Origin of the sequence: Halomonas sp. BL6, assembly GCF_006228115.1 — a bacterium.
In the GTDB taxonomy this organism is placed as follows: Bacteria; Pseudomonadota; Gammaproteobacteria; order Pseudomonadales; family Halomonadaceae; genus Vreelandella; species Vreelandella piezotolerans.
In genome coordinates this window covers 74,485-100,571 of the sequence record NZ_VDGL01000001.1, presented here as the reverse complement: position 1 = coordinate 100,571, position 26,087 = coordinate 74,485, and the positions used below count along the sequence as shown (strand labels likewise).

At 61.0% G+C, this 26,087-nt stretch carries 21 protein-coding genes and 2 pseudogenes; 12 read left to right on the top strand and 11 right to left on the bottom strand.

The genetic code is table 11. The features are described from left to right. Nucleotides 1-4: 4 nt before the first annotated feature. From FHJ80_RS00475 to FHJ80_RS00455, 5 genes are all read left to right on the top strand, one after another. The gene (locus tag FHJ80_RS00475) at nucleotides 5-1,219 is read left to right on the top strand and encodes a CaiB/BaiF CoA-transferase family protein (RefSeq protein WP_139525116.1); all 1,215 of its coding nucleotides are present in this window, start codon (nucleotides 5-7) and stop codon (nucleotides 1,217-1,219) included. A gap of 266 nt (nucleotides 1,220-1,485) precedes the next feature. Next, on the top strand, nucleotides 1,486-2,280 hold the full coding sequence (locus FHJ80_RS00470) for an EAL domain-containing protein (protein ID WP_139525656.1): 795 nt from the start codon (nucleotides 1,486-1,488) through the stop codon (nucleotides 2,278-2,280). After that, a complete protein-coding gene (locus FHJ80_RS00465; protein WP_139525115.1) occupies nucleotides 2,281-3,219 on the top strand; it encodes a sensor domain-containing diguanylate cyclase in 939 nt (312 codons plus the stop codon). It abuts the gene before it with no gap. Between the two features lie 56 nt (nucleotides 3,220-3,275). Continuing rightward, nucleotides 3,276-4,550, top strand: coding sequence for a 4-aminobutyrate--2-oxoglutarate transaminase (gabT, locus tag FHJ80_RS00460; RefSeq protein WP_139525114.1), 1,275 nt, complete (start codon nucleotides 3,276-3,278; stop codon nucleotides 4,548-4,550). A gap of 259 nt (nucleotides 4,551-4,809) precedes the next feature. Further along, entirely contained in the window at nucleotides 4,810-5,571 is a 762-nt protein-coding gene (locus FHJ80_RS00455; RefSeq protein ID WP_255303815.1) for a metal-binding protein ZinT, read from the top strand. Nucleotides 5,572-5,658: 87 nt separating this feature from the next. Here FHJ80_RS00455 and folE2 read toward each other — a convergent pair whose 3' ends face one another. The 6 genes from folE2 to FHJ80_RS00425 all read right to left on the bottom strand — a co-directional run bounded on the left by folE2 (nucleotide 5,659) and on the right by FHJ80_RS00425 (nucleotide 10,526). After that, nucleotides 5,659-6,561 (bottom strand): GTP cyclohydrolase FolE2, encoded by a 903-nt coding sequence (folE2, locus tag FHJ80_RS00450; RefSeq protein ID WP_139525113.1) that lies wholly within the window; start codon nucleotides 6,559-6,561, stop codon nucleotides 5,659-5,661. Further along, nucleotides 6,558-7,619, bottom strand: a complete 1,062-nt coding sequence (locus FHJ80_RS00445; protein ID WP_139525112.1) for a GTP-binding protein — start codon at nucleotides 7,617-7,619, stop codon at nucleotides 6,558-6,560. The genes folE2 and FHJ80_RS00445 overlap by 4 nt, the downstream gene beginning before the upstream one ends. A 5-nt stretch (nucleotides 7,620-7,624) precedes the next feature. Then, nucleotides 7,625-8,089 carry an RNA polymerase-binding protein DksA gene (dksA, locus tag FHJ80_RS00440; protein WP_139525111.1) on the bottom strand — a complete coding sequence of 155 codons (465 nt, stop codon included), beginning with the start codon at nucleotides 8,087-8,089 and terminating at the stop codon, nucleotides 7,625-7,627. Nucleotides 8,090-8,204: 115 nt separating this feature from the next. Continuing rightward, nucleotides 8,205-8,867 carry a DUF1826 domain-containing protein gene (locus tag FHJ80_RS00435; protein ID WP_369692938.1) on the bottom strand — a complete coding sequence of 221 codons (663 nt, stop codon included), beginning with the start codon at nucleotides 8,865-8,867 and terminating at the stop codon, nucleotides 8,205-8,207. An 86-nt stretch (nucleotides 8,868-8,953) separates the two neighbouring features. Further along, nucleotides 8,954-9,790 (bottom strand): zinc ABC transporter permease subunit ZnuB, encoded by an 837-nt coding sequence (gene znuB, locus FHJ80_RS00430; protein ID WP_139525110.1) that lies wholly within the window; start codon nucleotides 9,788-9,790, stop codon nucleotides 8,954-8,956. Next, complete coding sequence (locus tag FHJ80_RS00425; protein ID WP_255303813.1) at nucleotides 9,780-10,526, bottom strand: metal ABC transporter ATP-binding protein; 747 nt, start codon at nucleotides 10,524-10,526, stop codon at nucleotides 9,780-9,782. The genes znuB and FHJ80_RS00425 overlap by 11 nt, the downstream gene beginning before the upstream one ends. A gap of 112 nt (nucleotides 10,527-10,638) precedes the next feature. Between FHJ80_RS00425 and FHJ80_RS00420 the strand changes: the two genes are divergently transcribed. Both FHJ80_RS00420 and FHJ80_RS00415 read left to right on the top strand, forming a co-directional pair. Then, on the top strand, nucleotides 10,639-11,676 hold the full coding sequence (locus FHJ80_RS00420; protein ID WP_139525108.1) for a zinc ABC transporter substrate-binding protein: 1,038 nt from the start codon (nucleotides 10,639-10,641) through the stop codon (nucleotides 11,674-11,676). 116 nt (nucleotides 11,677-11,792) lie between these two features. Continuing rightward, on the top strand, nucleotides 11,793-12,209 hold the full coding sequence (locus FHJ80_RS00415; RefSeq protein WP_139525107.1) for a hypothetical protein: 417 nt from the start codon (nucleotides 11,793-11,795) through the stop codon (nucleotides 12,207-12,209). A 23-nt stretch (nucleotides 12,210-12,232) separates the two neighbouring features. Here FHJ80_RS00415 and FHJ80_RS00410 read toward each other — a convergent pair whose 3' ends face one another. From FHJ80_RS00410 to FHJ80_RS00395, 4 genes are all read right to left on the bottom strand, one after another. Further along, the gene (locus FHJ80_RS00410; protein WP_139525106.1) at nucleotides 12,233-12,481 is read right to left on the bottom strand and encodes a YkoF family thiamine/hydroxymethylpyrimidine-binding protein; all 249 of its coding nucleotides are present in this window, start codon (nucleotides 12,479-12,481) and stop codon (nucleotides 12,233-12,235) included. A gap of 19 nt (nucleotides 12,482-12,500) precedes the next feature. After that, on the bottom strand, nucleotides 12,501-13,310 hold the full coding sequence (locus tag FHJ80_RS00405) for an alpha/beta fold hydrolase (RefSeq protein WP_139525105.1): 810 nt from the start codon (nucleotides 13,308-13,310) through the stop codon (nucleotides 12,501-12,503). A gap of 104 nt (nucleotides 13,311-13,414) precedes the next feature. After that, nucleotides 13,415-14,461 (bottom strand): DNA polymerase IV, encoded by a 1,047-nt coding sequence (gene dinB, locus FHJ80_RS00400; protein ID WP_139525104.1) that lies wholly within the window; start codon nucleotides 14,459-14,461, stop codon nucleotides 13,415-13,417. 183 nt (nucleotides 14,462-14,644) lie between these two features. Next, nucleotides 14,645-16,123 carry a YdiU family protein gene (locus tag FHJ80_RS00395; RefSeq protein WP_139525103.1) on the bottom strand — a complete coding sequence of 493 codons (1,479 nt, stop codon included), beginning with the start codon at nucleotides 16,121-16,123 and terminating at the stop codon, nucleotides 14,645-14,647. 70 nt (nucleotides 16,124-16,193) lie between these two features. Between FHJ80_RS00395 and FHJ80_RS00390 the strand changes: the two genes are divergently transcribed. Further along, nucleotides 16,194-16,847, top strand: a complete 654-nt coding sequence (locus FHJ80_RS00390; protein WP_139525102.1) for a DNA-3-methyladenine glycosylase — start codon at nucleotides 16,194-16,196, stop codon at nucleotides 16,845-16,847. Here the strand turns inward: FHJ80_RS00390 and FHJ80_RS00385 are convergent. Next, the gene (locus tag FHJ80_RS00385; RefSeq protein WP_255303812.1) at nucleotides 16,844-17,698 is read right to left on the bottom strand and encodes an NAD-dependent protein deacetylase; all 855 of its coding nucleotides are present in this window, start codon (nucleotides 17,696-17,698) and stop codon (nucleotides 16,844-16,846) included. The genes FHJ80_RS00390 and FHJ80_RS00385 overlap by 4 nt on opposite strands. A gap of 108 nt (nucleotides 17,699-17,806) precedes the next feature. Between FHJ80_RS00385 and FHJ80_RS00380 the strand changes: the two genes are divergently transcribed. From FHJ80_RS00380 to FHJ80_RS00370, 4 genes and pseudogenes are all read left to right on the top strand, one after another. Then, nucleotides 17,807-18,979, top strand: a complete 1,173-nt coding sequence (locus tag FHJ80_RS00380; RefSeq protein ID WP_139525100.1) for a UbiH/UbiF/VisC/COQ6 family ubiquinone biosynthesis hydroxylase — start codon at nucleotides 17,807-17,809, stop codon at nucleotides 18,977-18,979. A 204-nt stretch (nucleotides 18,980-19,183) separates the two neighbouring features. Continuing rightward, nucleotides 19,184-21,127 (top strand): annotated as a pseudogene (locus FHJ80_RS17385) (type VI secretion system Vgr family protein); the annotation flags it as partial. 33 nt (nucleotides 21,128-21,160) lie between these two features. Beyond that, nucleotides 21,161-24,988, top strand: a complete 3,828-nt coding sequence (locus tag FHJ80_RS00375; RefSeq protein ID WP_369692943.1) for an RHS repeat-associated core domain-containing protein — start codon at nucleotides 21,161-21,163, stop codon at nucleotides 24,986-24,988. 298 nt (nucleotides 24,989-25,286) lie between these two features. Continuing rightward, nucleotides 25,287-26,087 (top strand): annotated as a pseudogene (locus FHJ80_RS00370) (RHS repeat protein); the annotation flags it as partial.

The window sequence follows — 26,087 nt, the reverse complement described above, 5'->3', positions numbered from 1 at the left end:
CCCGATGAGCACAGCCGCCAAGCCCCTAGCAGGCATTAAAGTACTCGATATCTCTCGCGTACTAGCAGGCCCTTGGTGTGGGCAGATGCTGGCCGACATGGGTGCCGAAGTGATCAAGATCGAGCGTCCCCAAAGCGGCGATGATACCCGCCACTGGGGGCCACCCTGGCTCTCCGGCAGCACGGAATCGGCCTATTACCTGTGCGCCAATCGCGGTAAGCGTTCGGTGACGGTGGATATGGCCAAGCCCGAAGGCCAAGCGCTGATCAAGCAGCTCGCCGCGCAGTCGGACGTGCTGCTCGAGAACTTCAAGGTGGGCGGGCTGAAAAAGTATGGCCTGGACTACGCGAGCCTGAAAGCGCTCAATCCCGGCTTGGTCTACTGCTCCATCACCGGCTTTGGCCAGGAAAGCCCTTACGCCCACCGGGCGGGCTACGACTTCATGATCCAAGCCATGGGCGGCCTCATGAGCCTGACCGGCAAACCGGACAGTGAATCCGGGGGCGGCCCGGTCAAGGTGGGGGTCGCCATCACCGATATTTTTACCGGCCTGTACGCCGCCAATGCGGTGCTGGCGGCCCTCTACCAACGCCGCGATAGTGGCAAAGGCTGCCATATCGATCTGGCGCTCATGGATGTGCAGGTGGGCGTGCTGGCCAATCAGGCGCTGAACTACCTGACGTCTGGCCAGGTGCCCCAACGTCTGGGTAATGCACACCCCAACATCGTGCCCTATCAAGCCTTTGCCACGGCCGATGGTCATATGATCGTGGCAGTCGGTAATGACGAGCAGTTCAGACGCTTCTGCCAGGTAATCGACCAGCCGCAGCTCGCTCAAGACGAGCGCTTTGCCACCAACGGCAGCCGAGTTCAGCATCGCGACACCTTGATACCGCTTCTGGAATTGGCACTTGGCGCACAACCTACCGATACTTGGCTTTCGGCCTTCGAGGCCGTGGGTGTGCCCTGCGGGCCGATCAATACCCTGGATCGCGTGTTCGACGACCCCCATGTCAAAGCACGCGGATTGAAACAAACGTTGCCCCATTCCCAGGCAGGTGAGGTCAACCTCGTGGCCAACCCGATCCGCATCAATGGTGAATCGATCAGTGCCACCACCGCGCCGCCCACGCTAGGTGAGCACACGGACAGCGTGCTGGATGCCATCGGCATCAGCGATGAGCAGCGCCTAGCGCTTCGCCAAGCGGGCATAATCTAATCAGACGCTATTGGCGGCAAACGAGCCTACCACCCCGCTTCTCAAAACGCCCTTCGGGGCGTTTTTTATTGGGAGGAAAGCGTTCACCTCATCGCCCACTTCGCTATACAAAACCTATACAGACATGACATAAGCCGCTAGACTGGCGATATTTTCTCTGTTGATACCTGTCTAACAAAGCACGGACATACTCGGGCTTTTGACAATCAAGGTGAGCGGTATTGCCGCCACGTTAGCGAGCGCAAGCGAACATGTCAGGAGACGTTATGGGTAACTGCGCGCGGGTAAATGGCACGTGTAAACGCTGCGAGGGAGCGCTCCCTTTTGATTTCACGATGGCGTTTCAACCCATCGTGGACGTTGCCCTGGCACGCGTGACGACCCACGAAGCCTTGGTTCGAGGCATCAATGGCGAGTCGGCTTGGAGTGTCATTTCCCAAGTCACCGATGACCTACTCTACCGCTTTGATCAATCCTGCCGAGTCAAAGCCATCGAGCTTGCCAGTGAACTAAGTATGGAAACGGATCTTTCCATCAACTTTCTTCCCAATGCCGTATACGAACCGGAAGCATGTATTCAGGCAACGCTAGAAGTCTCGCAGCGAGTCGGCTGGCCAACCGACAAGCTCATTTTCGAGATCACCGAAACCGAGCGTGTGCGCGACCGGCAACACCTCTGCAACATCATCGACGCCTATCGCTCCATGGGCTTCAAAACCGCTCTCGATGACTTCGGTAACGGCTATGCCAACCTGGACCTGCTCACCGACCTCGCCCCGGACAAGCTGAAAATCGATCGCGAACTGGTGATGCAGTGCGACCACGACCCTCGTCGTCAGGCGCTGCTGAATGCCATTATTGTGCTCGCCTCCGAACTCGACATGACGCTGATTGCCGAAGGTGTCGAGACCCGCGCTGAAGCCTTATGGCTTGCCCAGGCGGGGATTACACGTCAGCAGGGCTTCTTCTATGCCAAACCGGCGATCGGCAAGCTGGGCACCGAATTGACCCCGCTGCTCGAGGCGCTGCGGTCAGAGTCCCAGCGACGCACGGAGAGCTGAATGACCAGCATGAGCACGGACCATCTCTACCAATTGGTGAACCGTTCCAAACGGAATACGGAGAACGTCATCAAAACGGCGCCTCTCGGTATCTGCATTACCGATCCTCACGGGTATTTCGAGATGGTCAATCCGGCCTACTGTCAATTTTACGGCTATCGAGAAGAGGAGCTGATTGGCCAGCACTTCACGCTCGTGGTGCCTGAAGCGTACCGCGCCCAAATGCGTCAATTGCACGATGAGTTCATCCACGGCGAGGAGACCCATGAACTGCGTCAGGAGTGGGAAGTGCGCTGCAAGAATGGCGAAGCCCGCACCATCATCGCCGAAGCTGCCCGTATCGAGGGCGACGATGGTCAATCGCGCAAAGTCACCTTCATCGTCGATATCACCCAGCGCAAGCAGCTCGAGGAGCGCTTGAAACAGGCCAACGAACGTTTGGAGTATTTGGCCCACCATGACGAGCTCACTGGGCTGCTCAACCGTCGTCAAGGCCTCGCCAAACTCGAAGAGGCGATCGAGCGCTCTCGCCGTTACGGCAACCCACTTAGCATCGTGCTGTTCGATCTCGACGATTTCAAGAACATCAATGACACCTACGGCCACAGTACCGGCGACAGCGTTCTGCAAGCGCTGACACAGGTCGTCAATCAACAGCTGCGAGAGACCGACTTCCAAATACGCCTTGGCGGCGAAGAGTTCTTGATCATCATGCCAGAAGTCGATGCCGATTCGGCCCGTATCGCCATGGAGCGCATTCGCCAAGAAGTCGCGCAAACGCCCTACACCGAACATGCGCTGACCGTCACGCTATCGGCGGGCATCGCATGCTACATTGAAGCCTCGAGTACTCGAATGCTTGATCGCGCCGATAAAGCGATGTATCAGGCCAAACAAGCCGGGCGCAACCGGATTGTCATCGCACCGTCACCTGTGTGATCAACGCTATTGCGCACTATGCTAAAGCAACACCCTATCCTAAAAGGAGCTGAGTCATGAGCAATGCCGAGCTTAACGAACTAAAGCAGAAATACGTCGCGGCGGGCGCTGCAAGCCCCGCTACCGCCTTTGCGGATCGCGCCGAAAACGCTGAGATCTGGGACGCCGACGGCAACCGCTTCATCGACTTCGCAGGCGGCATTGGCGTGTTGAACGTGGGGCACCGGCATCCAAAAGTCGTCGCCGCCGTCAAAGCCCAATTAGATAAGGTGATGCATACCTGCCAAACGGTCATGCCTTATGAAGGCTACGTCAAAGTGGCCGAGAAGCTGAGCCATCTCGTTCCCGTGCGTGGCCACGCCAAAGTGATGCTGGCCAACTCTGGTGCCGAAGCACTGGAAAACGCAGTAAAAATTGCCCGCGCCGCCACCGGCCGCTCTAACGTCATCTGTTTCGACGGCGGCTATCATGGCCGGACCTTCTACACCATGGCCATGAACGGTAAGGTCGCACCCTACCAAACCGACTTCGGTCCGATGCCCGGCACCGTCTTCCGCGCCCCCTACCCGGTGCCTTATCACGGCGTGAGTGAAGACGAAGCGATTCGCGGCCTGAAAATGGCGCTGAAAACCGACGCCAACCCGAAAGACACCGCCGCGATCATTCTGGAGCCGGTGCTGGGTGAAGGCGGTTTCTATCCGGCCCCGAAGAGCTTCTTGGAAAAGATCCGCGAAATTTGCGATGAGCACGGTATGCTGATGATCATCGATGAAGTGCAGTCGGGCTTTGGTCGTACCGGCAAGATGTTTGCCATCGAGCACAGCGGCGTCGAGCCGGACATGATGACCATGGCCAAGAGCATGGCCGACGGCATGCCGATCTCTGCCGTGGTCGGCACCGATAAAATCATGGATGCCTCAGGCCCGAACTCCCTGGGCGGCACCTATACCGGTAGCCCCACTGCGTGTGCAGCGGCGCTGGCCGTCATGCAAGTCTTCGAAGAAGAGAACATTCTCGAGAAGAGCCAAGCGGTGGGTGAAAAGCTGGCTCAGCGCTTCGGTGGCTGGCAGAGCAAATTCGACTGCATCGACAACGTGCGCAACATGGGTGCCATGGCCGCGTTCGAACTCGTCAACAACAAAACCGACCGCACGCCAAACCCGGACCTGGCCGCTGCGCTGTGCAAGAAAGCCCGCGAAGAGGGGCTGATCCTGCTCTCCTGCGGTATGTACGGCAACACCATTCGCTTCTTGATGCCCGTCACCATTGAAGATGACGTGTTGAACGAAGGCCTGGATATCATCGAGTCCTGCCTGGAGTCACTGATCTAAGCGTTCGATACGAGCCACAGCGCCGCCTCTAAGGGCGGCGCTGTCGTTTGTGCACGGCGTATCTCGTCAGATGAACAGGGGAACCGGCCTACTGACCCACGCGAACACCCTCTCCTTCTTATGTACACGTCGCTGCAGCTTTAGCATCACAGAAAACACGCGATACTGTCGGACATGTTGATGTCAATCACGACTCCTCTATTGAACGCCTCTTGCAATACGTTATAACATATCAAAACAACACAACGGAGATTCGATCATGCCAACACTTGCTAACAAAAAGGCCTGCGCGATGGCGCTAAGCATTGCGATCCTAGCCAGCGCCCCGCATGCCTTTGCTAATCACGATCACGACCATCACCACGATGATGGTGAAGCCCACGCGCATGACCATGACCATGACCATGACCATGACCATGACCATGACCATGACCATGACCACAATCATAGCCACGATCACGACCAGGGCCATGCGCATGACAACGATATTTACGCGGGCTATTTCGACGATGCGCAAATTGCCGATCGCGCGCTTTCCGACTGGGAAGGCGACTGGCAATCCGTATATCCCTATTTACTTGACGGCACTCTAGACCCCGTCTTCACGCATAAAGCCGAACAAGGCGATAAAACTGCCGAAGAGTACAAAGCCTACTACGACACCGGTTATGCCACCGATGTCGAGCGGATCGTGATCGATGGTAGCAGCGTCACCTTCTTTGCCAACGGCGAGTCGATGACCGGTGACTACCAGTACGATGGCTACGAGATCTTGAATTACGAGGCCGGTAACCGAGGCGTTCGCTTCATCTTCGAACTAGCAGACGACGACAGCGACGATGCGCTCCCCCACTATATTCAGTTCAGCGACCACAGCATCTATCCGACGGATGCAGGCCACTACCACTTGTATTGGGGAGATGATCGTGAAGCGCTGCTGGAGGAGTTGACCCACTGGCCGACCTACTATCCTTCGTCGCTCAGTGGCGAAGAGATCGTCGACGAAATGTTGGCTCACTGACGGTTTAGCCCGACACCCGCCAAGACAGCGGGTGTCGGTCTTCCTTGAGCGCTTGCCACTACGCCAGCGCTCTCTTCATCTCTCCTTTCACTCCCACCATTCGCTATAGGCAACCGCATCATGGGCATGCAGACTCTCGGCGTGCACCACTTTTAGCTGAAACCCCGACACGCCTGGCGCTTGGCGCAGCGTGGTGTCCAGCCGCCGTGCGGCATCCTCGCAGAACATCAGGTTCTGCCCGTTGGCCAAGGCAAACGCCTGCTCGTCGATACGCTTGACGGCGGTTTGCAGCGCCGTACCGAGGGCTCGCTCCACCCGGTCGATCATGTTCACCATGAACGTTTCTATCGAGATGGCAGCGTCTTCCATCGTGGCAAGGCGAAGCGTGAGGTGAGCCACGCTACGCTGGCTATGGGGCGTCGCCAAGATGCCCTCTTCACTGCCCAGCCACGCCAATACCGCCGATTTGCTCAGCGGTATGTCTTCAAAGTCCTCTTCGAAGGCTTGCTGAATCAACTGCCGCGCCAAGGCAGCCGAACACGGGCATGTCGAAGAGTAGCCCACCTCGAGATCGAGCGCCGACTGAAACCCATCGGGGGACAACTCGCAGCGCAACGTGAAGGGGTAGTACTTCCACCCCGAGAGCGGACTAATCAGCGCGGCGCGCTCGAGCGGCAACTCCCCTGCGATGTTCAGGTAGGCGTGCTGGGACAGCCCCTCCTGGCTGGCTAAAAAACTCTCTAGCACGCTCTGCACCAACCCTAGGGAGAGCGGTGTCTGCTCGAGCGGCGCCAACCCTAGATAGAGCCGCGACATATGAATGCCCCGGGCCTCTTTCGCGTCGAGACTGACCGTGGCATCGAGCTTGGCAGCAACGCGCTGGGCGCCGAGCAGCACCGGCAGCGCGATGCCCTCCATCCCCACACGGGTCAATGTACCCTGTGCATTGGGCGCTTGTCTGGCGACATCGGGCATGGTGGAAACGATCATGGAGCGACCTCTTGAGCGGCGGTAAAAAAGCGGTAGAGTCCTGCGACGGTATCGGGCGACACGTTCTGGGTAATGAAAACGAAGCGGGAGACACGATCACCCACACTGGCCTTGGGCAGCGGCGCCGGCGGGTGAAAAATATGCTGCACGCCGTGCAGTGCCAGCGGGGCTTCTCTGTCGGTCAGGTGTACCACGGCTTTCATGCGCAGCATCTTTTCGCCCATAAGGGACATCAACAAGTTCAGCCACTCTTCCAAGGCGTCCGGCTCGATCGGCTCGTCCACACTAAAGCAGAAGGAGTGGATGCCATCGCCATGCTGGACCGCGTTGGCCTGCGAGTTGGCAAAAGCCCCCTTGTACTGCTCCACCGGATGTAACTCGTAACGGCTGGCGCTAAGCCATTGAGCCACTTGGAACGCTTGGCTTTCTTCCGAGTAAAGCCCCGCGCCCACCAGTAGATCGGCCGACAGTTCGCCGTTGACCACCTGCCACTGCTCGGCGGCAGGGTTGAGTTTGGCCAAGCGATTCGCTAGGCGAGAAACCTGCTCGTCGCTCGCCAAGTCCGTCTTGGTGATCAGCAGCTTTTCCGCCACGGCGGCTTGCTGCTGCGCCTCCTGGTGGGCATCCAACGTAGCAACCCCATTGACCGCATCCACACAGCACACCACGCTATCCAGCCTGAATCGGTGTGCTAACCAGTGATCCGTCATCAACAGTTGGAGCAGAGACGTTGGCTCGGCCAGCCCAGTGGTTTCGATCACCACGCGGGCGGGCAGTGGTTTCCCTTGCGCCTCCAAGCCATCGCACGCTTGCTGCAAGGTGCGGCTAAGATCCCCCCGTAGCGTGCAGCACAAACAGCCGCTGCTCATCTCGATGACCGCCTGCTCATCGCTGTGGGTAATGAGCTGGTTGTCGAGCCCGATAGCACCGAACTCGTTGATCACCACCAGGGTGTTCTGCATGGAGCTTTGGTGTACCCAGCGGTTGAGCAGCGTGGTTTTACCGCTGCCCAGAAAGCCCGTGAGTAGGTTGATGGGTGTTAACGATGGATCCTGCATATACCTTATCCCCACCTTGCTTTGCGGTAATGGTGCTCGTGCTGCTCCTGGCGCTCTTTCGCTTCGATACAGAGCTTGGCGGTGGGCCGAAACATCAGCCTGGCCAAGCCGATGGGCTCTCCGGTTTCGTCGCAGTAGCCGTAGTCGCCGTGTTCGATACGTTTCAACGCGGCGGCAATATTATTGAGCAGACGGCTCTCGCGATCCGCTTGCCGCAACGCCAAACTCAGCTCCTCCTCGAACGCCGCTTGATCGGCCTCGTCGCTGTCACGCTCGTGGGAAGCAATGACGCACCGGATTTCCTGTAGATGCGCTTCTATCTCATCGCGCTCCTCCAGCAACCGCTGACGGAAAAAGGCGAGCTGTTCGTCGTTCATATAGTCGCTGTCGGGCATCGCCAGGAGCTTATCTGCCCAGGCTTTATCAGCCTTTCTCGGGCGCGTGTCGGCGGGGTTGCCTTGATCTGGCATAGCGTCATCCCATCCAAAATAGTACGTTATAAAGTCACACAAAATAGGCAGCGATCATGGGTGCCCCTCGGCGCTCATGCGCTGCCGAGTCGTTTGTAAAGAGAGACTCCCAGCGCTAGGCGGGATCGATACTCATCAACAGGCGCTTACTACCGCTCTCCAGTGCCGGGCTTCGATGCACCAGCCCCCGCTCTTCGCTGCCGATCCAGCCGCTGCCCTTGATCAAACCGATATCGCCGGGCGAGAGGCGCCGGACTGCCGCATTGTCGGTGGCAATCTCGGGTTTATCGGGGTGCGGCGCCCCCAGCCCTTTACGATTGATGGCGTCCTCCGGCAACCACTCGCTGCCTGGGCCCACATAGGTCGTGACGAGCCGCACCGGCAGGTTGTCGCAGTGAAAGCGGGGGCACATGGCACCATCAAGCAAGCGCAGGCGAAGACCGACGGTACGCGTTTCGAATAGGAAGGCCATCGCTTCGGCAATGGTGGCGATGTCGTCCACCAGCGGCTTGGCTGCTTCAGGTGCGGGAAGCTGACGCAGCAGGTCCGCCACCATGGCATCGTCGGGCTGCCCCAACCAGCTATATTGCCAGGCGCGCTCCGTTTGGCACTGGGCTTGGGCACTCAAGGCGATCTCAGCGGGCATGGGGCGTTCGAAAATCGCGATATTCACGGCCTCTTCGAAAATACGCGGTAACACGCTAATGTCCTGACCAATGGCCGCGTGCGCAGGCCATGCGTCAGCGGGAGATACATAAGACACGGGCGAAGACATCATGAGAACTCCAATAGTGTGAGAAATCGATGGAGACAGCCACACGCTCGCACCGGGGCAGACGGTCGACCGCTGCCAGCACGGCGGCGTTAACGCATGGGAAAGCGCTCCGACTCGAGCGCAAGGCGCTGACGAACGAACCGCCAGCCCTGGGAGATCAGCGTTGACAGCATGAACAGCAGGGCGGCGAGTGAGACGATGGTAGGGCCGGTCGGCGTATCGAGGAGATAGGCGCTTTTCAGCCCTCCCGCCACCGACAGCACAGCCACCCCTACCGCAAGCAGTGCCATGGCCTCGGGCGTGCGACAAAACGGACGCGCCGTGGCGGCGGGTATGATCAGCAGAGCGGCGATCAGCAGAACACCGACGACCTTCAAAGCCACGGCAACGACCAGGGCCAACGCCAGAGTGAGCACTAACTGTTCACGACGCGGCTGAAGTCCGCTGGCATAGGCCAGCTCCTCGCTGAGCGTGGCGGCCAGTAAGGAGGACCACCGCCAGCACAGCAGCAGCAACACCAACGCCACGCCGCCGCCGATCACCCACAAATCCTGTTTACCGACGGCCAGAATATCGCCGAACAGGTACGCATGTAGGTCGATACGGACCCCACTAAGAAACGACACGGCGACCAGCCCTACCGCCAGCGCCGAGTGGGCCATCACGCCGAGTAGCGTGTCCATGGCGTAGCCACGGCCGCTCAGCAGAGACACACAGCTCGCCATCACCAGCGCCACCGCCAGCACGCCTACGAAGATCGAGATATTCATCAACAGCGCTAGCGCCACGCCCAGAATGGCCGCGTGGGCCGTAGCATCGCCAAAGTACGCCATACGCCGCCACACCACGAAACAGCCCAGCGGAGCGGCGGCCATCGCTACGAGGATGCCCGCCAACATGGCGCGCCACATGAAGTCATCCAGCATGGGCGGTCTCCTGGGGTTGGTGACGATAGAGCGCCAGCGTTTGTGCGGCCTGGTCACCGAACAACGAGCGATAATCCTGCGTCGAGGCCACGTGCTCGGGCTTGCCCTGGCAACAGACGCAGCGATTCAGGCAAAGCACATGATCCGAGGTCTGCATCACCACGTGCAGGTCGTGGCTGACCATTAAAACGGCGCAGCCGTACGTGCGGCGAACGCTATCGATATGGCGATAAAACGCCGCCGTACCCTGGTGGTCGAGGCCTTGCGTTGCCTCATCGAGAATCAAAATATCGGGCTTGACCAGCAGCGCTCGCGCCAGCAGTACGCGCTGAAACTGTCCCCCTGACAGCTCGCTCATATTGGCCTGCCGCAGTGTCTCGGCACCGGCGTCTTCAAGGGCGCTATCGACCTCTTGACGTGAGTGGCGGCGCGGCAAGTTGATGAAGCGCTGGACCGTCATGGGTAGCGTAGGGTCCAGATGGAGCCGTTGGGGCACGTACCCAATGCACTGATTCGGAGCGATGGTAACGCTGCCCGAGGTGGGTTTTACCGCGCCCACCAGGGTTTTCACCAGCGTCGACTTTCCCGAGCCGTTGGGGCCAATCAACGTGAGTACCTGTTCACGAAACAAGTCGAGATGAATATTCTCGAGTATCTGCTGCCCACCGAAGCGAACGTTCAACTGACGAACGCTAAGTACCGCTTCACGATGGAGGGAAGATGCAAGTGACATCATTGACATCCGCTCTTGACGCATTTGTTATGTTATAACATAAATATCAAGACTAGCGATACTTGGATGTCCTTTCTTGTCTCGTTCACTCAGCCTCGTCTCATCAGGAGCCCTCATGCCACACCGCTTTACGTACTTCGCTCTGCCATTACTAACGGCCTTTCCCTTAGCAGCCTCGGCGGAAGTGCCCCGCGTCGCGGTCGATATTCCCCCCGTTTACTCACTGGTATCGATCGTGATGGGCGACGTTGGCTCGCCCGAGTTGTTCATTCAGCCCGGCGCCTCTCCCCACGGCTATTCGCTGCGTCCATCGGAAGCCAGCGCGCTGGACAGTGCGGATCTGGTGATATGGGTCAGCGATGCGCTCACCCCTTGGCTGGAAGGGCCGGTGGACAATCTAGCGGGCGACGCTCGCCACCTAGAACTGATGGACGTACCCGGCACCCGCACGCTGGAATATCGCGAGGGGGCGACGTTTTCTCTAGACGGTGAGCTGGCACACGGCCATTACCATGATCACGAACACGGGCATGATCACGAACACGAGCATGGCCACGAGCACAGGCATGACCACGAACACGAGCAAGCCCAAGGACATGATCACCATGGTCATGATCATAGCCATACCGGCATGAACCCGCACGCTTGGCTCGCCCCTGGGAATGCCCGCCAGTGGCTGGCGGCCATCGCCGAGCAGCTAAGCGAACTCGATCCGGATAACGCGGCGATCTACCGCGATAACGCCGAGCAGGGTCAAGAAGCACTGACCGCCCTCGAACAGCGCCTCCAGGAGCGCTTGGCCGACAGCACGGACACCCGCTTCATCGTATTCCACGATGCGTACCAGTACTTCGAAGAGGCCTTTGACGTTCATGCCGCGGGGGCCATTTCCATCGGCGATGCATCCGCTCCCAGCCCGGCACGCATCGAGGCGTTACAGACGCTCGTCAACGAAGAGAATATTCAGTGTGTCTTCAGCGAACCGCAGTTCAACCCGCAGATGGTCAACAACGTGTTTGGGGATACGTCGGCGTACTTGGGCGTGATGGATCCACTCGGCGTAGGCTTGACGCTGGATGCGGGACTGTACTCCGCATTACTGGAACAGCTAGCCGGTGAAATAACCAACTGCACGAGCGCTAAAAGTGAGTAATACTCGTCATTTGCCTAAGTGATCAAACGTAACGCTGCGTGCGAAGTGCTGAGCGCAGCGTTACGTGAGCCTCGGTAAGGAGCGATGACTCGACTACTCAACGACGGAGCGATGACATGAAGCGCGTCGCAGGCACTGCGGTTGGCATGGCCTTGCTCATCGCACTCACGCTGTGCGTGGGTCTTTATCGCACCCTTCATGCGCCCGCGAGCGTCTCGGTGGTCAGCCCGATGGGCGATTACCTGATCGAATCGGTGAGAGTCTCAGGACTACTCGCCCCCTTGGGAGGCGTCGCTTACCTGCGTGTCATCGAGCGGGCAGCGCCCGCGAACGTTTACCGCACGCCCCTTTTCGACACGCAGCATATCGACTTTTCGACGACATCCGAGAATAGCCGCTATTTAGATGCCATCGTTTGGGTGCGCTTCGATAAGCAGATGCAGCACTTCTTTATCAGCATGCCGCAGTGGCGTGCTGATTGGCGAAACCGCTTCATCAGCAATACGCCCTTCGAAGCAGGCGGAAACGGCTAGGAAGCCCTCCCCGACGGCATCATTTACCGTGGCCGCCGGTCGCCTTCCAGGAAGTTGGCGGTAAACACGGCTTTGCCGTGGGTCTCGAACGACCACTTCATCACCTCGCCGAGTGCCGCCATCACCTCATCGAACTCGCCAAATACCTGGGTGCTCATTCGGTTGGGGTGAACTTCCAGCCCGGTAGCCTCCAATCGTTGGACCACCTCTTTGACGACTGGCTTGAAATCATCGGCCAGCGGGTAGTAGCTCAGCTGTACGGAAAGGTACATATCGCCTCCTCGATCGGTTCTATGGCGCAGTTCGAAACTGCTGCCACGCGGCCAGTATGGCCGTACGCGTCTCTTCCGGATGCTCCATGGGGAACATGTGCGTCCCCGGCACCGTGCTGACCGGCAGCCCGCGACGAGCGATGCGCTTGAGGCGTGAAGGCGTCATCAAGTGCGACTGCTGCCCCGCCACCAGTTGAATGGGCACACCCACGCGCTGCGGTAATTTGGAGAGGTGATCCGGCAAGTGGCGGAAAATCTCCAGCTCGATGTTGGGGTCGAAGGTCAGCTCAGCGCTGCCGTCGTCCAGTAGTCGCGTGCCTGCTTCAATGTAGTCGTTGAGTGCCTCGGGGGTAAAGCGACGGAAGAGACCACGGCGACGCAGCGAGGTCGCCATCGCCTCGCGACTGGGCCACACGCTGCGACGCCCTTTGGTTTTACCCGCCGGCGTGATGCGATCCATCAATCCAAAGCGCTTGGCCGCTTTCATCGCCCAGGCATCCGGCCCCAGCATCAGCGGCGGGTCGAGCATGATCACACCGCGAAAACGCTCCGGCTGCTTGTCGGCAGCCATGGCCATCAGCATGCCGCCCAACGAGTGCCCCACGCCCAGCAGTGGCGCGTCGGTCTCGGGCAGGTAACTGAGCAATTCATCCACCAAGTTGCTCCAGTTATGGTTCACCGGATAGTCGGGGTGGTGGCCGACGCGGTCCAGCGGATGCAGATCGAACACTTTTGCCAGTGGGTCTAGCAGGCTGCGGTAGCTCAAGCCGGGAAAGCCGTTGGCATGGGCAAACACTAAACGGGGGCGTTGGGTGGCATCGGCAGGCATGGCAGGCTCGCGGGTCGGCTAACGGGAAGGGGTGCTATCTATCATACGTCTGTTTTAACGCGGGCACCGAACCTCGTCAATCCATCCAAGGGTTAACCGGCTAATTAAAACAACGAGAGCTGCTGGGCAGCGGTTTCTTCCGCCAAGCGGTAGCCGACGCCCAGCAGGCGCACGGGGCGTGCGCCCCTCGCCCACCCCACGTTGAGCAGCGTTTCGAACTGCTCCAGGTTAGGTGCGGGGTCGGCGTGTTCGACAGTGGTTTGGGTGAAGTCGTTGAACTTCACTTTCACCATCACCCCGCGCACGGCGGGGGCCGGGTCTAGGCGAGCGTAACGGCGCTCTAAATCGCCGATCAGCTCGGGGAGCTGCTGGCGGCAGGCGTCTAGGGTGGGTAAATCTTGGGAGTAGGTTTGCTCGGTGCTGATCGACTTGCGCTCGCGGTGGGTTTTGACCGGGCGCTCATCGCGCCCGTGGCTAAGTTCGTGTAGCCGATGACCAAAGCGACCAAAGCGCTCTACCAGCTCGGTCAGCGGCCGGGCGCGCAGATCCGCGCCGGTCTGGATGCCCAGCTCCGCCAATTTATCAGCGGTACGCGGCCCCACGCCGTGGATCTTTTTCACCGGCAGCTGTTGCACGAAGGCGTCGATATCGTTAGGCGTGATGACAAAGAGACCATCGGGCTTGCGCCAGTCGCTGGCGATCTTGGCGAGAAACTTGTTGGGTGCCACGCCCGCCGAAACGGTAATACCCACTTCCTGCCTCACCCGCTGGCGAATGGCTTCGGCCATGCGGGTAGCGCTGCCGTGGTACAGCGTGACCTCCGAGACATCCAGAAAGGCTTCGTCCAGCGACAGCGGCTCGATCAGCTCGGTCACATCGCGGTAGATGGCAAACACCTGGCGGGCAACCTCTTTGTACTTCGCCATATCGCCCCGAATCACCGTGAGGTGGGGGCAGCGTTTGAGCGCCTGAGCCATGGGCATGGCGGAGTGGATGCCGAACTTACGCGCCGGATAGTTGCAGGTGGCAACCACCCCGCGCTGCTCCACACTGCCGCCAATGGCAATGGGGATATCGGTCAACGCGGGGTTATCGCGCATCTCGACCGCCGCATAGAAGCAGTCACAGTCGCAGTGGATGATTTTGCGCACAGGCCGACCTTGCCTCCGCCCTTACCTGTAAAAAAGCACAGTTTATCACAGGGTGTGCTACAGCGCTGATGAGCAGCAAAACCCTAGGCGGGGGCGCTGTGAATCCCTCCCTGGACGCTACTTTCGCCATCCCTGGCGAAAGACCCCCGCTACGGGTTTTCCGCCCATACTCGCTGGTCTAAATCACGTACCACAAAAGGTGCGCAACACCTGCTCGCTTTCCGTGGCCGGAGCGGCCAAGCGGCGCGCTTCTTCGGATTCATCAAAGGGCTGCGTGACCGCCGCGAGCAGGGTTTGGAAAGGCGCGAAATCGCCCTCTACCGCCGCATCGATGACCTCTTGAATGCGGTGGTTACGGGGAATCACCACCGGGTTGGCGCGACGCATGACCTCCAGACGCTCACTCTGCTGGCTCGCTTGCTGGGCGTTTTCCCAGTCGGCCAGCCAAGCGGTCAGGCCAGCGGGCTGCGTGGTCAGCGCCAGCAGCGCCTCTTTTTGGGAGTGGGCTGACGTGTCCGCGCTCAAGACTTGAGCATAGTGCGTCAACGCGTCGAACGTCGCGGTCATGTCCATGCGGCCTTGATGCATCTGGATCTCTAGCGCTTCCATCAGCGCCACGGCGCGATCGCTTTCCGGGGCAAGGCCCAGCTTGTCGGCATGCAGGCGGCGCTGCTCGGCGCCAAAACGAGCGGTAAAGCCGCGTAGCACCTCGGTGGCTTGCTCTACCGCAGCATCGCCCTCAACGCGCATCAGCGGAAGCAGGGTTTCGGCAAAACGAGCCAGGTTCCATTGGGCAATGCCAGGCTGATTGTCGAAGGCGTAGCGCCCGCCCTGGTCAATGGAGCTATACACCTTCTGCGGGTCGAACTGCTCCATAAACGCGCAGGGGCCGTAATCGATGGTTTCACCGGCAATGCTGCAGTTGTCGGTATTCATCACGCCGTGAATAAAGCCCAAGCTCATCCAACGCGCCACTAGCGCCGCTTGGCGGGCGGTAACGGCTTCTAACAGCGCCAGGTACGGATCGTCAGCATTGGCCGCCTCTGGGTAGTGGCGGGCAATCACATGGTCGGCCAGCGCTTTTAGCGCGTCTTCATCGCGGCGAACGGCGGCAAACTGGAACGTGCCCACGCGAATATGGCTGCTGGCCACACGGGTGAGCACGGCCCCCGGCTCGGCCATTTGGCGCACCACGCGTTCGCCGGTTGAAACGGCCGCCAGGGCGCGAGTGGTGGGTACGCCCACGGCGGCCATGAACTCGCTCACCAGGTATTCGCGTAGCACCGGGCCAAGGGGCGCACGGCCGTCGCCACCGCGAGAAAACGGCGTGCGGCCGCTACCTTTTAGCTGCACATCTCGGCGTATTCCTTGCTGATCCACCACTTCGCCTAACAGCAGCGCGCGGCCATCGCCTAGCTGGGGCACGAAGTTACCGAACTGGTGCCCGGCGTAGCCCAGCGCTTTAGGCTCGGCACCCGGCGGCAGCTGGTTACCGCTGAACCACTGAGCCAGCGTGGCGTCGTCGGGCCGGGTTTGCATGCCTAGCTGCGCGCCCAAGGCATCGTTGAAGGCGATCAGGCTGGGCTGGGCAACGGGCGTGGGCTGGCACGCCACCCACAGGGGTTCCGGCAAGGTGGCGAACTGATGTTCGAAAGACAGCACGGGCAACTCCGCTTTTCAATGAATGGCCTAAAGAATACCCTAGCAGCTTACTCAAGTAATGGGCGATAGCATGCCGCATAGAGACGCGTTAACCCCTGTTAAGCCACCGATAGAGCAAGAGGCGCTCACGCCCCTGCCCCAGGCCTTCTACAACCGTGATACGTTGGAAGTCGCCCGCGACCTGCTGGGCTGCTGGCTAGTGCGCCAGCGGGATGGCGAACTGATGGCCGCGCGCATCGTGGAAACCGAGGCCTACCGCGGCTCGGAAGATTCTGCCTGCCACGCCCACCGGCGTAAAACCCCGCGCACCGAGGCGATGTTTGGCCCGCCCGGCCACGCCTACGTCTATTTGGTGTACGGCATGCACTGGCTGCTGAACGTGGTCACCCAGCCAGAAGGCAACCCCTGCGCGGTATTGATTCGCGCGGTGGAACCGGTGATCGGCGAGCCTGTCATGCGCGCATGGCGCAGCGTCGCGGGGCGCAACCTGTGTAACGGCCCCGGCAAACTCACCCGCGCGCTGCGTATCGACAACGCCCTCTACGGCCACGATATGACGCAGAACAGCGATCAAGCGAACGGGCTATGGATTACGTCTGGCGACCCGCCCAGCGCGATTGCCAGCGGCCCAAGAGTCGGCATCGATTACGCCCAACCCGCCGACCGCGACGCCCCTTGGCGGCTTTGGAGCGAAGGTAACCCGTGGGTCTCCAAAGCGCGTTAAGCGCCCTTCAGGCACGCAACCGCCTGCTCCAGCACCGGCGTTAGCGGCGCGCGCCACTGGTGAGTCAAAAACTCATCGGCGCGAGTCACGCCCAGCGAGAGCGATGCCACGGGCAGGCCCATGGCATGGGCATCCCGGCAGAAGCGGTAGCCGGAATAGACCATCAACGATGTCCCCACCGCCAGCACCGCATCGGCTTGCTGCAGCGCCGCCTGTGCTGCCAGCCGACGCGCCGGGGGCACCACATCGCCGTAATAGACCACCTGCGGTTTGAGGATGCCCTGGCAGCGCGGGCAATCCAGCACCTTGAAGGTGGAGAAATCGGTTTCCAGATCCGCATCACCATCCGGCGCGTGGTGGGCGTCCAGCGCGGCAAAGGCGGGGTTCATGCGCGCCATTTCGCTGTGCATGGCGTGGCGCATCATTTGATAGCCACAGGCCATACAGGCCACCACGTCCGCTCTGCCGTGAAGATCGATCACCTTTTTCGAGCCCGCCCGCTGGTGCAGGCGGTCCACGTTTTGCGTCACCAGCAGCTCCACATGCCCCATGGCCTCCAGCTCTGCAAGCGCTCGGTGCGCCCCGCTCACCAGGGCTTCGCGCATGGCTTTAAAGCCAACCAGCGCCCGCGCCCAGTAGCGCTGGCGTACGGCGAAGGAGCTCATGAAATCACCGTGCTGCACCGGCGGCGGGCGCTTCCACTGGCCATCGGCGTCGCGATAATCGGGAATCCCACTGTCGGTACTCACCCCCGCCCCGGTAATCACCCAGAGTTTGGGGTGGCGTTTGATGAACGCGGCCAGCGCTTCTCCGGCCACCTGACTGCTCTCGCGTTTTTCTGAACTTTCCACGGCCTGCGTCAATGGATCACCCTAGGCAACACTGCGACAAGTCAACGATACTGTATGACAATATAAGCACATGCAATGTGCCCTCGATAGCGAAGTAAGGAGCCTCTCATGCAGTGGGATCACGAGATTAATATTGTCGGTGGCGGCATGGTAGGCGCGGCCCTGGCGGCACGGTTAGGCCAAGCGGGCATTTCCGTGGGGCTCGTCGAGCGCGGTAGCGCCCCCAAACCCGCCAGCGGCGACTACGACCTGCGTATTTCATCGCTCAACGCCCGGTCGCTGGCGTTCGTGAAAGCCAGCGGCGCGATACTGCCCGGCGAGCGCTGCTGCCCGTTTCGCCATATCGATGTGGCCAATCAGGATGGCACCGGCCACTCCGTGTTCTCCGCCGAAGAGAGCGGCATGAACGACTTCGGTATCTTTATCGAAAACCGCGCTCTGCAATACGCCCTGTGGCAACGCTTGGAAGAGCTGCCCAGCGTGACCTGCTACACCCAGTGCGCACCGCTGAGCACCATGGCGGCCACCACCGCCCGCATGCTGGAGCTGGATAACGGCAAAACCCTAAGCGCCCGGCTGATCGTGGGGGCCGATGGTGCCCGCTCGACCCTGCGCGAGCTGGCAGGCATTGGCGTGACCAGCTACGACTACCACCAGCGAGCGATGATCATTAACGTCGAGACCGAGCTGCCCCAGCAGGATGTTAGCTGGCAGTGCTTTACCCCCAAAGGCCCCATTGCCATGCTGCCGCTGCCCGGCCAGCGCGCCTCGCTGGTGTGGTACGACAGCGATGAAGCCACCAAAGCCCGCGAACAGCTCTCCGACAATGCGCTCCAGCACGCCATCGAAACCACCTTCCCCCAACGCCTGGGCAAGCTCACCCGCATCGTGGCGCGAGCAAGCTTCCCGATCAAGCGCCAGCACGCCAAGCGCTACATAGGCAAACGCCTCGCGCTGATTGGCGACGCCGCCCACGTGGTACACCCGCTGGCGGGGCAAGGATTGAACATCGGCCTGCACGACGCCGACACCCTCGCCGAGCTGATCATCCAAGGCCGCGACCCCGGCGACCACATCAGCCTGCACCGCTTCGAGTGCCAGCGCCGCCTCGCCAACCAAGCGATGATTGCCGCCACCGACAGCTTCCACCACCTGTTCACCGGCGCAAAACCGCTGCGCCAACTGGGCGATCTCAGCCTGCACTTGGCCGAGCGGGTGCCGTTTGCCAAGCGCATGATGATGCAGCAGGCCAATGGGTTGAATCCGTTTAAAATCGGCTAAAAGCAGCGGAGCGGCTCGCCGCTCCGCTGCTAAATGTTTAGCCATATCCCCTCTTTTTGTAAGCGATCTCTTAAAATCTTGTAAGACATTGCTTACTTACCTGTAAGAGATAGTCACTTCTTACTGATCTGGGGTTGCCCTTCCTAGCTCTCCCGTTATCCTCACTGTTTCTCATTAGCGGTTGATGATCCAAGGAGGATGGGCATGGCACTCAGCACCGGACTGCACTTTACCGTGACGTTACCCGGCGTTGACGAGATCGCCGTGATCGACTTCACCCACCGTGAAGCCCTCTCCCAGCCCTTCGAGCTAACGCTGAACCTGGCCAGCCGCGACGGCAGCCTGGATGCCGCCGAACTGCTGGATCGCGAAGCGAGCCTCACCATCTGGCAGGATCGCGAGCCGCTGCGACGGGTACACGGCATCATCAGCGAGTTTGGCCGGGGCGACCGGGGCCATCGCCGCACGTTTTACTCCCTGGTACTACGCCCCGCGTTATGGCGGCTCTCGCTGCGCCACAACTCGCGCATCTTCCAAAAAGTCGATCCGCTGACCATCATCAATACCCTGTGCGACGAGCGGGGCATTACCGATGTGAGCTTTGCCGTCACTCGTGAACTCGCCGAGCGCGAGTATTGCGTGCAGTACCGGGAAACCGACCTCGCCTTTATCGAGCGCCTCGCCGCCGAAGAGGGCCTGTTTTACTTCCATCTGTTTGATGAGAAAGGCGAAGAGAGCGACGGGGGCGCCCACCGCTTGATCTTCGCCGATGACCCCAAGGTACTGACCAACGTCGGCGAGCGCTCTTACCACAGTCGCGCAGGTGGCACCGCGCCTACGCGCCACGTGCGCAAGCTCAGCCAGACCGCCCGGGTGGCCGCCGCCACGGCGACGTTGAAGGACTACAGCTTCAAAAACCCCGCCTACGCCCAACTGCATGAGCACCTGGGCCGCGAGGTAGAGAGCCACGGCCAGCGCGACGACTACGAACACTACGACTACCCCGGCCGCTACAAGCAGGATGCCTCCGGCAAGCCCTTCAGCCGCATTCGCTTGGAACAGCTCCGCCGAGAAGCCATCACCGCCCACGCCGACAGCGACCTGCCCGAACTCGCCCCCGGCGTGCGCTTTATCCTCACCGACCACGACACCGACAACCTCAACCGCGATTGGCAGGCCATTAAAGTTAGCCACGTCGGCGAGCAGCCCCAGGCGCTGGAAGAGGATGAGATAACGCAAGGGGATGCCAACGGCATGACCCGCTATCACAACCACGTCACGCTGATTCCCGGCGACACCCCGTGGCGGGCCACGCCCAATCCCAAGCCCCGGGTCGATGGCCCGCAAGTCGCCTTCGTGGTCGGCCCGGAGGGCGAAGAGATTCACTGCGACGAGCATGGCCGGGTCAAGGTGCAGTTCCCCTGGGACCGCTACGCGGAACCAGACGACACCGCCAGCTGCTGGGTCCGTGTCGCCCAAGGCTGGGCAGGCGGCGGCTACGGCAGCATCGCCATTCCTCGTATCGGCCATGAAGTCATTGTCTCCTTCCTGGAAGGCGATCCGGACCAACCGCTGGTCACCGGGCGTACCTATCATGCCGTGAACACCGCCCCGTACCCGCTGCCGGAGCACAAAACCCGCACGGTACTGCGCACCCAGAGCCACAAGGCCGACGGCTTCAATGAACTGCGCTTCGAAGATGAGGCGGGGGAAGAACAAATCTGGCTCCATGCCCAGAAAGACCTGGAGCTACTCACCCTCAACGACCGCACCGAAGAGATCCGCCACGATAGCCACCTCAAGGTGCATAACGACCGCATCAGCGAGATCGACAACGACGACCACCACACGGTACATAACAACCGCCACACTCAGGTAGACGGCGACGACCACCTGATCATCGATGGCACCCGCCATGAGAAGGTGGGCCAGTCGCAGCTGATGGAAGCTGGACGGGAAATTCACCAAGTGTCGGGTGGAAAAACGGTGATTGATGCGGGAGCCGAGATCACGCTCAAAGCGGGTGGCAGTTTCGTTAAGCTGGACCCAAGTGGCATTACCATTGTTGGCGCACAGGTGAAAATCAATTCCGGTGGCAGCGCTGGGGTAGGCAGTGGTCAGGCCGCCACCACAGCGCTGCTACCGGGTGAAAAGAGCGGTCTAGGCGATACGTTGCTGGACATGGCCAATTCTTCGCTCTTTGCGTCACTAGGCGAACAGCTGCTGGATATGACTGACACCTCCCTGCTTGATGGTCTGGCAGATTTTTGCAGTGCTTGCCAGCCTACCGTCGGTAACCCGGTCAACCCTGTACTAGGTGCCAAGCTATTACCGGCAGAAACGGATTTTGCCCTGCCCGCGCCTAAACCCTTCGTGTTCACACGTGGTTATCTCTCCCGCAACGCCGAGGTTGGTGTATTGGGCCAGGGGTGGTCCGTACCGGGCGCTTCACTAACGCTCAGCGTCAACGACCAGTACTGTGCTTTGAAGGATGCCCAAGGGCGTACCATTAGGTTTGGCGCCCTGGCCCCAGGCCAGGAGCGCTTTTCACCTACCGAGCAGCTATGGCTTCGACGCGGTGGCATGACGGACGTAGGCGCCTCCCAAGTGTGGCAGGCACTCGACGACGCCACACGGCGCGATGACAGCATCATCACGCTCTACGACGGTGCCCACTACCTGCTGTTTACCGCAGACGATGCGGGCACGTGGCGCTTCACGCAAGAGCGGGACCGCCAAGGCTATGCGACCACCTACCACTGGGACGGGGACCTGCTGGTGCGCGTCGAAGACAGCGCAGGCCGCCACTACCACTGGGAGTACGAACTCGCCACTGCCGCCACGGTGGAAGATAGCGGTTTACGTCTGACCGGCATACGGCTCGTGCGAGACGCCGAAGGGCAGCCCAGCGATCAACCGCTGGTGCAGTATGCCTATACCTCGGAGGGCGACTTGCAGGCCGTTCACGACCAAGCGGGGCATGTCGTCCGTGAGTTCGAATGGCAGTCGCATATTCTCGTCGCCCACCGCGTGCCGGGCCGCCAAGAGACGCGCTACACCTGGGATCATCATGCGCCCACGGGGCGCGTCATGCAGCAGCAGGAAGCGGGCGGGCTGACGCGTACCTACCACTATTTAGACGACCACACCCGGGTGGTCGATCACCTGGGCCGGGAGGAGCGCTACTACTTCACCGGCAGCGGACCCGGCTTGCGATGGGTGGGCCACGTGCGGGCCGATGGCTCGCGCATCGAGTTCCGCTATGACCGCGCCGGGCGAAAGATCGCCACTATCGACCCCCTGGGCCGCGAGACGCTGATCGCCCGTGACGACCATGGCCAAGTGATCGGCCAGACCCTGCCAGACGGCACTCACTGGGCCATCGAACGGGATGCCCTGGGCCTTCCGGTGCGACTCGACGGCCCGGACGACCAGCACTGGCAGATCGAACGCGATGCCCGCGGTAACCCGCTGACCATCACTGGGCCTGACGGCACCACGGCCTTCGCCTACGCTCATGCCGACCTGCCCGACCGCCCCACCACCGTCACCGATGCCGTGGGGGCGACCCACCAGCGGGCGTGGAATGCCCTGGGCCAGGTCACCGCCGAGATCGACTGTTCTCAGCAGCGTACCGAGTACGCCTTCGACCCGCACGGCTACCTGGCCAGCGTGACCAATGCCTTGGGCGAGACCCTCGCGACCCAGCACGATACGCAGGGCCGTCGCCTCGCCACGCAGCTACCGGACGGCTCCCAGTGGCACCACCACCACGACCCGCTGGGGCGGCTGGTGGAGGTCGAGGGCCCGCTGGGCTACCGGCAGCAGTTCTTCTTCGATGAGTATGGCCGGCCGGCGCAACGCATCGAGGCGGACGGCAGCCAGCAGTTCACCGCTTACGATGACGCGGGCCGCTTGAGCGAACTCACCCTGGGTAACGGCGCGGTCTATCGGTTTAGCTATGACGAGATGGATCGCTTAGCGAGCGAGACCGGCCCCGATGGCCGTGAACAGCACTATCGCTACGATGACGCGGGCCAGCTCATCGAGCGCGTGGAAGCCCACCGCCCAGGCCCGGATGGCCAGCCGCTGGTGACCCGTTACGACTACGATGCCCTGGGCCGCCTCACCGCCCGGCACCTGCCCGCCACGGAACACGCCCCGGCCAGCACGGAGCAGTACCAGTGGGGCCTGCACGGTCAGCTCCTCAGCGTTACCAACGACCACGGTGACGTGACGTTCCGCTACGACCACGCCCAGCGCCTGGTGGGGGAGCAGCAGCGGCACCGTGCCCATGCCGACGGCGCGGGGTGGACTTGGCAACAGCAGCACCAGTTGACCGCCAACGGCGCGCCTCAGGTCAGCCAGTTCGGCGACCTGCCCGCGCTACATTGGCACACCTACGGCAGTGGCCACCTGCACGGCCTCAGCGCCCCCGAACTGGGCCTGGAGATCGCCCTGGAGCCCGATGCCCTGCACCGGGAGACCCAGCGTCGCCTGCACCTGGGCAGCGATGCCGCCCGCGCGCCGCTGGTGCTGGAACGGGGCTACTCGCCCCTGGGGCAACTGGACCACCTCACCCTGAGCGGGGCAGGCAGTGCGAGCGTGTCGCAGCAGTACCAGTACGATGCCTTGGGCCGCATGAACTTCCGTACCCAGCAGCAAGGCCGGGCCACCGACATCGTCGCCTACACCTACGACGCGGCGGGCCGCCTGATCGGCAGCCAGCACGGCGAACAGGCTCATCGCTACTCGGTGGACGCCGCCGGTAACCGGTTGGCCTCCCAAGCGCAGCAGGCGCTGCCGGACAACCGCCTCACCCAGCTTGACGATGCCCGCTACCGCTACGACGGCGCCGGTAACCTGATCGAACGCCAGCAGCCCGACGGCGAGCGTCTGACGATGGGCTATGACGGCGCCAACCGACTGGTGCACCTCACCCACGCCAGCGCCTCCGGCGAGACCCGCGACGCCACCTACCGCTACGACGGCCTGGGACGACGCATCAGCAAAACCGTGCGCCACCCCGACGGCACCACCGCCACCACCCACTACGGCTGGGACGGCGACCGCATCGTCCGGGAAGAGACCGACAATCAGCGCACCACCGTGGTGTATGAGCCGGGCAGTTTTGTGCCGATGCTGCGTATTGAAGATACCCCGCAAGGCCAGGTGCTCAGCGCCTATGTCACCGATGCTCTCGGTACGCCGACGCAACTGGTCAACGCCCACGGCGAAAGCGCCTGGCAAGCCCAGCCCCACGACTGGGCCGCCACCCGAAACGAGCGCGGCCACACCGCCCAACCCATCCGGTTCCAGGGCCAGTGGCACGACGAAGAGAGCGGCCTCTACTACAACCGCCATCGTTACTACGACCCGCAGCAGGGGCGGTATATTAGTCAGGACCCGATTGGGTTCCAGGGTGGGACGAACTTGTATGGGTATGTGACCAATCCGACGGGGATGGTGGATCCGCTGGGGTTGTTTGGAGCTTCAATGACCGGTATGGGGGCCGCCTTCCGCATCTCCTCTCCAGAGCCCAAGGCGCCTATCATACCAAGTGGAGAAGTTTTGACAGGCGGCGCATATAGACCGGGATTAGGAGGGCTTTTCCCCTCCAGCATGTCTGCCTTTGCGAAAGAGCCACAGTATGCTGCCGCTTTAGGGGTTCAAGGCGCTGTCCGTAACAACATTACTCTTCCAGCGGCTTCCTCTGCCTTGGGAGGCCCCATGTTAGGAGCAGCCGCTCCCTCAGCAGTTAGCGCCGCGTCAGGAGCAGGCAGTACTCTTGCTGCAGGTGCTAATCAGCTCAGCCTACGTGCTATGTGCAGTGTGGCGTCAGTTTCGCCAGGAGCGGCTGTTACGGTAGCTAATCCAACTGTTCAGCAAGCAGCTATTGATTTCATAGATGGGTATTTTGTTCCAGGAGGACCAACAAGTGTCATGGGTGGAGCTGGTCAATTTTCTGAGTTCGTCAAGTCATTTATGTTGGATAAGCTACAAAATTAAAAACGAAAGGACAGGTGCATTACTATGAAGCTAGACAATATTACTTTTCTGATACTGGGGGTATTTAGCTCTTTTTTTGGCATCATGGTTTTTCTTTCACCAATACAGTCATCAGGGAAGTATGGTGTTATTAACTTTGGAAGCCATCACGAACTGATTGGAGTCGCAATAATAGCATTTGGGGTTATTTGTATTTATAGCGCCATAAGAAAGAAAAAATAGCCTACAGCCAACCAGAAGTGAACCACATGTTCACAGCTAACCACACGACCATTCACGGACATGGATCCCACTACACTTGGGACTTCCACACTACAGAAGGCCGGACGGCACCCACAGATACCACCATCACGACCTGCTGGGGCGCCTGGAGGAGGTCGAGGGCCCGCTGGGCTACCGCCAGCAATTCTTCTTCGATGACCAAGGCCGCTCGGTGCAGCGCATCAAGGTCGATGGCAGCCAGCAGTTCACTGCTTACGATGACGTGGGCCGCTTGAGCGAGCTGACCCTGGGCAGCGGTGCCGCCCGCGCGCCGCTGGTGCTGGAACGGGGCTACTCGCCCTTGGGGCAACTGGACCACCTCACCCTGAGCGGCGCGGGCAGTGCGAGCGTGTCGCAGCAGTACCAGTACGATGCCCTGGGCCGCATGAACTTCCGCACCCAGCAGCAAGGCCGTGCCACCGACATCGTCGCCTACACCTACGACGCGGAGGGCCGCCTGATCGGTAGCCAGCACGGCGAACAGGCCCACCGCTACTCGGTGGATGCCGCTGGTAATCGGTTGGCCTCTCAAGCGCAGCAGGCGCTGCCGGACAACCGCCTCACCCAGCTCGACGATGCCCGCTACCGCTACGATGGCGCCGGTAACCTGATCGAACGCCAGCAGCCCGACGGCGAGCGCCTGACGATGGGCTACGACGGCGCCAACCGACTGGTGCACCTCACCCACGCCAGCGCCTCCGGCGAGACCCGCGACGCCACCTACCGCTACGACGGCCTGGGCCGACGCATCAGCAAAACCGTGCGCCACCCCGACGGCACCACCGCCACCACCCACTACGGCTGGGACGGCGACCGCATCGTCCGGGAAGAGACCGAC